The sequence below is a fragment of the Mesorhizobium sp. M7A.F.Ca.CA.004.04.2.1 genome, from assembly GCF_004022825.1.
Classification (GTDB): Bacteria; Pseudomonadota; Alphaproteobacteria; order Rhizobiales; family Rhizobiaceae; genus Mesorhizobium.
Genome location: NZ_RZPH01000135.1, coordinates 1 through 9,108, shown reverse-complemented (window position 1 = coordinate 9,108; position 9,108 = coordinate 1). Strand labels below are relative to the sequence as shown.

Below are 9,108 nucleotides of genomic sequence, written 5' to 3'. Positions count from 1 at the left end.
GCCCTGCACGTCCCATTCCTGGATGCCGCCGGTAGGCAGGATGAAGGCGGAGCGGCCTTTCGCGGCGCCGAGCTTGGCGGCGATGGTCCTGGCGACCTGCCGACGATCGTCGGCATCGACGGTGATCGACGCGATCAGCCTGTTGTGGGCATGAAAGGGCCGCGTCGAGAATTTAGCCGGCAAATCCTGCCAGGTCGGCAGATCGACCATGTCGACCGCCCCGGGTGCGGCGATCTGCGGAGTGCCGCGAGCGCCGGCATTCTCCAGCCGGTCGGTGCCGGAACTGACGACGGAGCCCGCGAGATGATTGGTAATTTCCTGCAGGCTGAAGTCGAACACCGCGCAAAAATGGTCCTGACCGGCAATCGATTCGAAGGCGCGGCCGCCCATTCCGGTGGTGTGGAAGACGGCAACGTCATAGCCGCGCTGTTCCAGCGCCGGCTTCAGCGTCTTCATGTAGCGCAGGCAGCTGCTGCCGAGCGAGGTCATGCCGATGGTCGGGCCGATTGCTGGAGCCGACATGCGGGCCTCCAGCACAATCCTGGCCGCGCCGACGACCGCACCACAGGCCTGTGACAGGACCAGCCTGCAGATCGAGTTGAGGCCGTACAGCCCGCCGGCCCAGAGGATCATCATCAGGTCGGGCGCGACGCGCTCGGGCGGGATGAGATGCGAATAGGCGATGGTCGAGACGACGAATTTCGGCACACCGAGCGGCAGGCAAAGCGCCACGTCGAGCGCCAGATCTGTCCCCATCGAACCGCCGATGGCGATGAAAGCGTCGATCTCGCCGTTTTGATGGAGCTTGCGCACCAGCTGCACCGCGCCGCCGGCCATCAGCGTCATGGCGGTGTTCTCATCACCGCTCGAGACGATCTCGGCGATCGTCACATCCACGGCCCGGGCCACGGCATGCTTGTCGTGGTCCGGGCTGTAGGGCGGGTCGCCCAGCACGCTGACATCCATCATCACGGCGCTGCCGCCTGACTGCTCGATGCACTGTTTCATGAACAGCAGCTCTTCGGCCTTTGTGTCGCCCGTGCCGATGACCAGGATGCGGGGCGCTGTCTCCGAGGGCATCAGGCCTGCCTCCTCAAGATTTGCAGGTTTTCGCCGTTGAGGCGCATGGAAATCTCCCGTGCCGCCTCCCTCACGGCAAGTCCCCGCTCCGTGATCGCGGCTGCCGTCGTTCTGGCCTTTGGCGCCGCCACCGCGATGGTGCCGAGCGCAAAGCCATCCGCCCCGCGGATTGCCGCCGCGACGCTGATCACACCTTCCTCATAGCCCTGGTCGCAGATCGAATAGCCGCGCTCGCGCGCCTCGCTCATGCATCTTGAGATGGCGGCCGGCTCGATCAGCGTATGGGCCGTGAAAGCGTCGAGGGAACCCGTCAGGCACGCCTTGACGGTCTCGTCGCGGGCGAAGGCCAAATAGGCGATGCCCGACGCGGTCGAATGCAGGGGCAACAACTGACCGATGTCGATGTTGACCCGGTTCGCCCATGCCGGATGCTCGACATGGACGGTGACCAGCCTGTCGACGCCGAATTCCGACAAATGCACGGTCTCGGCCGTCGATGCTGCCAGGTCCCGCACCAGCGGAACAGCTGTCTGCAGGAAAGGAAAGCGCGCTTCGCGGATGCGCGCCAGCCGCGACAGGCCGGCGCCGAGGCGATAGTGCCGCGTGCCGATATCCTGCTCGACAAAACCATGGCCGGCCAGCGCAACCAGCAGCCGCCGTGTCGTCGCCTTGTCGAAGCCCGAGCGGCGCGCCAGATCGGACAGGCCGAGCTCGGGCTCGTCGACGCTGAACAGCTCCAGAAGCGAGATCGCTTTTCCGACCGTACTCAAATTTGCCTCCCGGTTCGGGACAATCATTTAACGTGTGAATTAACTTGACAGGCATCGGCATTGTTTGCAAGTCTATATTCAAAATAACGGTTCAAATAACGAACCAACCGCCAGAGTGCATGGGACAGGCCATTCGGCCGGCGAGCCTGAGGGTTTGCAAACAGGAGGGATCGATGACAGCAGTTGCAGAACAGGCGCCGGCCAACAGGCTGCGCAAGAACAGTCTTGGCGTCGGCGCCATCACCTTCATGGTGATTTCGGCGGCCGCCCCGCTCACGGCCGTCGCCGGCGGCACGCCGCTCGGCATGCTGATGGGCAATGGCGCCGGCTTTGCCGGCACTTATCTGATCGTGACTGTGCTGCTGCTTTTGTTCGCGGTCGGCTATGTCGCCATGTCACGCCATGTCGGCAATGCCGGCGCCTTCTATGCCTATGCCGCGCGCGGCCTCGGCAGCATGGCCGGCGGCGCCACGGCGCTGATCGCCATCCTGTCCTACAATGCCATGCAGATCGGGGTCATGGGCCTGCTCGGCGCCGCGACGTCAGGCCTGTTCGCCGGCTGGGGCATCAACCTGCCCTGGTGGGTGTGGAGTTTCATCGCCATCGCGCTGGTCGCCGTGCTCGGCTATCGGCAGGTCGACCTCTCCGCCAAGATCCTAACGGTGCTGGTGCTGTGCGAATATCTTGTGGTGCTGGTCCTCGACATCGCCATCCTCAAGACCGGCGGCGATAGCGGCCTGTCGGCGGCGCCGTTCAGCTGGAGCCAGATCACATCAGGCTCGCCGGCCATCGCCATTCTGTTCTGCTTTGCCGCCTTCATCGGTTTCGAGGCGACGACGATCTATGCCGAGGAAGCCCGCGATCCAAAGATCACCATTCCGCGCGCCACCTATTTTTCGGTCGTGTTGATCGGCGTCTTCTACATGCTCACGGCATGGCTGATGGCGGTCGGCGCCGGTGTCGACAAGCTGCTGCCGACGCTGCAAGGGCTGCAGGATCCGACGACCTTCCTGTTCGGCCTGTCGGATCGTTACGCCGGCACGATGCTGTCGCAGGCGATGAGCATCCTGTTCGTGTCGAGCCTGTTTGCCGGCGTGCTGGCGTTCCACAATGCGGTTGCGCGCTATATCTATGTCTCGGGCCGCGAAAAACTGTTGCCGCAGACGATTGGCGTGACGCATGCGGTGCACCAGAGCCCGCATGTCGCTTCCGTCATCCAGAGCGTGCTCGCTGCGGTCGTCGTCGGCCTGTTCGCCGTGCTCGGCCTCGATCCGGTGCTGGCGCTGTTTTCGTGGCTGACCAATGTCGCGACGCTCGGCGTCATCGTCATGATGGCGGTGGCCTCGCTTGCCGTGGTGATGTTCTTCCGCGCCAACCCGGCAGCCCAGGAGAACGCGCTGAAGACCACCATCCTGCCCGGGCTGACCTTCATCGCTTTCGTCATCATCATCTACCTGATCGTCATCAATTTCGGCAGCCTGTCCGGGGCCGGCGGTTTTCTTGGCGTGTTCCTGCCGGGGCTGGTGCTGATCGCCGCGATCGTCGGCCTGCTGCTGGCCAGCGCGCTGAAGAGCCGCGATCCCATAGCCTTCGAAAACCTCGGCCAGCCGCTGAAAGATTGAGAAAAGCAAAGGGGCGGCGTGCCACGCCGCCCTTACACCACAAGGGGAGTGGCGGATTTGAGCTTTGCCGAAAATATCACCGTTGAGGCTTTGGAAGCCGATCCCTACCCGATCTATGCAGAGCTCAGGCGCAGTGCGCCTGTCGCTTTCGTGCCGGCGGTCAACCTGTGGTTCGTCACCCGCTGGAAGGATGTCGAGAGCGTCGCCAAGTCGCCCGACATCTTCTCCGCCGTCGTCGGCTCATCGCCGGTCGAGCGCTCCTTCGGCAAGCCCACCATCCTGACCACCGATGGCGAAACGCATAAACAGCTGCGACAGGGCGTCGATCCGAAATACCGGCCGCGCACCGTTGCCGCCTATGCCGGCGACCTCGTGCGGTCGATTGCCGAACCTCTTCTCGACCGGATCGCCAACCAGGGCTCCGCCGAGCTGATGGCCGATTATTTCGAACCGGTGTCGACGCTCAGCCTGGCGCGCTCGCTCGGCCTTGCCGACATTGACATGCCGACGCTGCGCCGCTGGTTCTATGGCCTTGCCCAGGGCGCCATCAATTTCGAGAACGACCCGAAGCGGCAGGAGATCGCCGACGCGATCAGTGCCGAGGTCGGCGACGCCATCCTGCCGACGCTGGAAAGACTTGCGCGCCAGCCAGATGACTCGGCGCTGTCGCATATGCTGCACGATGGCATGCCGGAGGGCACGACGCGGCCGATCGATTTTTTGATGCCGAGCATCAAGGTCATCCTGCTTGGCGGCATGCAGGAGCCCGGACATGGCGCCGGCTCGATCCTGGCCGGTCTGCTGGCCCATCCCGAACAGATGCGGCAGGTGCTCGCCGATCCCGAGACCTTCGTGCCGAAGGCGGTCGACGAGGGCCTGCGCTGGGTGGCGCCGATCGGCACGCAGACGCGGCAGACGACACGGGCGGTCGAGCTTGGCGGCGTGACGATTCCAGCCGGTGCCGCGGTTGCCGCACTTGTCTCCTCGGCAAGCCGTGACGAGAGCCGCTTTGCCGATCCAGACCGCTTCGACATCAACCGCGACGAAGGCAACCATGCCGCTTTCGGCTTCGGCCATCATTTCTGTTCGGGCCGGTTTTTCGCACGCGAGCAGATGTGCCTTGCGGTGAGGCTGTTGCTCCTGCGCTTCCCCGATCTCAGCCTTGTGCCTGGCAAGGAGCCGGTGTTTCGCGGCTGGGAATTCCGCGCGCCAACCACATTGCATGTTTGCCTGGGAGTCCGTCACCCATGATCAGTCAGAATGCCATCGACACGCTGCGCAGGACGGAGATCGGCGCACGGGGCCTGTTCATCGATGGCGTGCAGATCGAGGCAACAAGCGGCGCAAGCCTGCCGGTGACGTCGCCGATCGACGGCCGGCCGTTCGCCAGCATCGCCGACGGCAACGCCGCCGATATCGACCGCGCCGTGAAGTCGGCGCGCAAGGCGTTCGAGAAGGGCTCGTGGTCGCGATCAGCGCCAGCCTTTCGCAAGAAGGTGCTGACGAAATTCGCCGAGCTGGTCGAAAAGCATGCCGACGAGCTCGCCGTGCTCGGCGTGCGCGACAATGGCACCGAGATCGGCATGGCCTACAAGGCCGAACCGCTCTCGGCCGCCGGCACCATCCGCTACTATGCCGAGGCGATCGACAAGGTCTACGGCGAGATCGCGCCAACGGCCGACAATGTGCTCGGACTGATCCACAAGGAGCCGCTCGGCGTCGTCGGCGTCATCGTGCCGTGGAACTTTCCGCTGATGATCGGCGCCTGGAAGATCGCGCCCGCACTTGCCGCCGGCAATTGCGTGGTGGTCAAGCCGCCGGAGATCGCTTCGCTGACGCTGCTGCAGCTGGCCGAATTGGCAAGCGAGGCCGGACTTCCCGCCGGTGTGCTCAATGTCGTCACCGGCCGTGGCGCGGTCACCGGCGAAGCGCTCGGCCTGCATATGGATGTCGACGCCATCGCCTTCACCGGCTCGGGGCCGGTCGGCCGACGGCTGCTCGAATATTCCGCTCGCTCCAATCTGAAGCGCGTCTTCCTCGAACTCGGCGGCAAGTCGCCCAACATCGTCTTTGCCGATGCTCCCGACCTGAAACAGGCGGCGGTCGTCTCGGCCAACGGCATTTTTCGCAATTCCGGCCAGGTCTGCGTCGCCGGCTCGCGGCTTCTGGTCCAGTCAGCGGTCTATGATCGGTTCATGGACGAACTTGTCGCGGCAACCACGCGGCTCAAAGTCGGCGATCCGCTCGATCTCACCAGCGATGTCGGCGCCGTGTCGAGCGCCGAGCAACTGAACAAGAATCTCGGTTTCGTCGCCAGAGCCACCGAAGAAGGCGCCCAGCTGGTCACCGGTGGCGAGCGGATTCTGACCGAGACCGGCGGCAGCTACATGGCGCCGACGATCTTCGAGAATGTCACGCAAGACATGCAGCTTGCGCGCGAGGAGGTGTTCGGGCCAGTGCTCGGCGTCATGCGCTTCGAGACCGAGGAGGAGGCGGTGCGGCTTGCCAATTCGACCGTCTACGGGCTCGCCTCGGCGGTGTGGACCGCCAACCTCTCCACAGCACACCGCATGGTGCGCGCCATCAATGCCGGCGTCGTCCACGTCAACACCTATGGCGGCGCCGACATCACCGTGCCGCTCGGCGGCGTCAAACAGTCCGGTTTCGGCCGCGACAAGTCGCTTCACGCGCTGGAGAAATATTTGGAACTGAAGACGGCGTGGATCGCGCTTTGAGCCTGGCGTCAGCGCCGGTTTTTCCGAGAGTCCGATCTTACTTCCGAAGCGCAGCGGATCGCATCGTAGCCCGCGGCGATCGATTCAATGGCGTCTCGTTCTCACTCACCCGAAAATTTTGAGAGAATATTCCCGGCTTTGGCGAGAACGGCGAAAGGCGTTCTTTGATAAACTTGATAGAATTTCTGAGGATGTGACCAAGGCTAGGCAATCCGCCTCGCTGCCATGACTTCACAACCACAGAGATCAATCATGTCCGACTTCAAGAACACTTTGCCATCTTCCCCGGGGTCAACCGTCAACCGGCGCAGTGGCCTTGCTCTGCTGTTCGCCTCGGCCGTGGCGATCGGCAGCCTGATGGCGCCCGGCGCATCGTTCGCCGAGGACAAAAAGGCGATCAAGGTGGGTATCATCAGCGGTGAGGACGAGGATGTCTGGCGAGTCGTCGTCGCCCAGGCCGCCGAAAAGGGCCTCTCCATCGAAACCGTGGTGTTCAACGACTACACCCAGCCCAATGAGGCGCTGGAGCGCGGCGAAATCGACGCCAACGCCTTCCAGCACCAGCCCTATCTCGACAACCAGATCAAGACTCAAGGGTATCATATCGTGCGCGTCGGCTATACCGGCGTGTGGCCGATCGGCCTCTACTCCAAGAAGTACAAAGCAGTCGCCGACCTGCCCGAGGGCGCGGTCGTCGGCGTGCCGAACGATCCATCCAATGAAGGCCGGGCGCTGCGCGTGCTGCAGAACGAGGGCGTGATCAAATTGAAGGACGGCACCGGCATTCTCGCCGCCACCGTCGACATCGCCGAGAACGCGAAGAAGGTGGTGATCAAGGAACTGGACGCCGGCATTGTCGGCCGCTCGGTCGAGGATCTCGACGCGGCCGTGGTCAACACCGACTGGGCGCTGAAAAGCGGCCTGACGCCGGAAAACCGCATCGCGCAGGAGCCGATCGCCGACAATCCCTACCGCAACTTCATCGCGGTGAAGGCCGGTAACGAGAACGAGGCCTGGGTGAAGACGCTGGTCGCCTCCTATCAGAACGAGGCGGTGAAGGCCGAGTTCGACAAGGTCTACAAGGGCACCGGCCTCAGCGCCTATTGATCCGGTCGACCGGAAGCCCGGTTCGATAGCAACAGCGGTCCGCGCTCAGGCGCGGGCCGCGATTGCGTTTTCGGGAACAGGAACATTCATGAACCAGCATATCACGGCATCCGGAGAAACCGCCGATCCGATCCATGCCCGGCCCGACGCGTCTCAGGACGTCGTGCGCCTCGTCGAGCTGAAGCGCCGCTTCGGTGCGACAGCGGCGCTCGACGGCATCTCGCTGACCGTGCGCAAGGGCGAGATCCTCGGTATCATCGGCCGCAGCGGCGCCGGCAAGTCGACGCTGATCCGCTGCCTGAACGGGCTGGAGCGTCCTGACTCCGGCGAAGTTTTCATCGAAGGCCGAGAGATCAGCCGGCTCGGCGAGCGCGACCTGCAGCCGCTACGGCGGCGCATCGGCATGATCTTCCAGCATTTCAACCTGCTGTCGGCCAAGACCGTCGAAGACAATGTGGCGCTGCCGCTCAAGATCGAGGGCCGCCCGAAGGCCGAGCGACTGAAGCGCGCCGCCGAACTGCTCGACCTCGTCGGCCTGTCCGAGAAGGCAAAAGCCTATCCGGCGTCACTGTCGGGCGGCCAGAAGCAGCGTGTCGGCATCGCCCGGGCGCTGGCAGCACGCCCGGCGCTGCTCTTGTCGGACGAAGCCACCTCGGCGCTCGATCCGGAAACAACGCGCTCCATCCTCGCCCTTCTCAAGGACATCAACCGGCAGCTTGGGCTGACCATCCTTCTGATCACCCATGAGATGGAGGTGGTCCGCTCGATCGCCGACCGCGTTGCGGTGATCGACGCCGGGCGCATCGTCGAGCAAGGGCCGGTCTGGTCGGTGTTTGCCGACCCACAATCAGACATCACCAAAAGCCTGCTCGGCGCCATCCGGCCACAGCTGCCAGCCGAACTGGCGGCCCGGCTGCTGCCGGCGGCCGGCGCGGAGACGATCCTGCGCGTCGACGTGGCCGGTGATGCGGCACGCGGCCCGTTGCTGTCCGACCTTGCCACGGCTGTTCCAGGCGCCTTCCGCCTCATCCACGGCGGCATCGACCATATCCAGCAACAGCCCGTCGGCACGCTGTTCCTGTCTGTTCCCGGCAGCGATGCAAATCATCTCGCTGACATCATCACATTCCTGAAGACCCGCCAGGCGCGGGGGGAGGTGCTTGGCCATGTCGCCGATCCTGTTTGAACTTCTGCTGCGTTCGATTTGGGAAACCGTCCTGATGACAGCCGCCTCCGGCCTCATCTCGCTGGTCTTCGGCCTGCCGCTCGGCCTGGCACTGATCGCCACCGAACGCGGCGGGATTGCCGAAAGCCTGTGGGTGAACCGGGCGCTCGGCGCCGTCATCAACGGCTTCCGTTCGGTGCCCTTCATCATCCTTCTGGTGGCACTGATCCCGGTGACGCGGCTGATCGTCGGCACCTCGATCGGCACATGGGCAGCCATCGTGCCGCTGTCGATCGCCGCCACGCCCTATTACGCGCGCATTGCCGAAGTGTCGTTGCGTGAGGTCGACCGTGGCTTGATCGAGGCGGCGCGCGCCATGGGCGGCAACCGCTGGACGATCATCCGCGAGGTGCTGGTGCCGGAAGCCCTGCCCGGCATCGTCGCCGGCTTCACGGTGACGCTGGTGACGCTGATCGGTGCCTCGGCCATGGCCGGCGCCATCGGCGCCGGCGGCCTCGGCGACCTCGCCATCCGCTACGGCTATCAACGATTTGAGACGTCCGTCATGATCGCGGTGGTCATCGTGCTGATCATCCTGGTCTGCGGCATCCAGTGGGCGGGGGACCGGC

8 protein-coding genes are annotated in these 9,108 nt (G+C 64.3%); 6 read left to right on the top strand and 2 right to left on the bottom strand.

Annotated elements, in window-relative coordinates; genetic code table 11:
* Positions 1 to 1,080 (bottom strand): Tm-1-like ATP-binding domain-containing protein (locus tag EN893_RS08905; RefSeq protein ID WP_164900772.1); only part of this gene is annotated, 1,080 nt, incomplete at its 3' end.
* Positions 1,080 to 1,850, bottom strand: a complete 771-nt coding sequence (locus EN893_RS08900; RefSeq protein ID WP_127266749.1) for an IclR family transcriptional regulator — start codon at positions 1,848 to 1,850, stop codon at positions 1,080 to 1,082. The genes EN893_RS08900 and EN893_RS08905, both read right to left, overlap by 1 nt.
* A 173-nt stretch (positions 1,851 to 2,023) precedes the next feature.
* Between EN893_RS08900 and EN893_RS08895 the strand changes: the two genes are divergently transcribed.
* The 6 genes from EN893_RS08895 to EN893_RS08870 all read left to right on the top strand — a co-directional run.
* Positions 2,024 to 3,472, top strand: a complete 1,449-nt coding sequence (locus EN893_RS08895; protein ID WP_127266748.1) for an APC family permease — start codon at positions 2,024 to 2,026, stop codon at positions 3,470 to 3,472.
* A gap of 57 nt (positions 3,473 to 3,529) precedes the next feature.
* Positions 3,530 to 4,723, top strand: a complete 1,194-nt coding sequence (locus EN893_RS08890) for a cytochrome P450 (protein WP_127266747.1) — start codon at positions 3,530 to 3,532, stop codon at positions 4,721 to 4,723.
* Complete coding sequence (locus EN893_RS08885) at positions 4,720 to 6,207, top strand: aldehyde dehydrogenase (protein WP_127266746.1); 1,488 nt, start codon at positions 4,720 to 4,722, stop codon at positions 6,205 to 6,207. Before EN893_RS08890 ends, EN893_RS08885 begins: the two co-directional genes overlap by 4 nt.
* A gap of 252 nt (positions 6,208 to 6,459) precedes the next feature.
* Complete coding sequence (locus tag EN893_RS08880; protein ID WP_127266745.1) at positions 6,460 to 7,314, top strand: MetQ/NlpA family lipoprotein; 855 nt, start codon at positions 6,460 to 6,462, stop codon at positions 7,312 to 7,314.
* Positions 7,315 to 7,402: 88 nt separating this feature from the next.
* Positions 7,403 to 8,500, top strand: a complete 1,098-nt coding sequence (locus EN893_RS08875; RefSeq protein ID WP_128361494.1) for a methionine ABC transporter ATP-binding protein — start codon at positions 7,403 to 7,405, stop codon at positions 8,498 to 8,500.
* Positions 8,481 to 9,108: methionine ABC transporter permease (locus EN893_RS08870; protein WP_164900771.1), on the top strand; the 628-nt coding region annotated here is incomplete at its 3' end. The genes EN893_RS08875 and EN893_RS08870, both read left to right, overlap by 20 nt.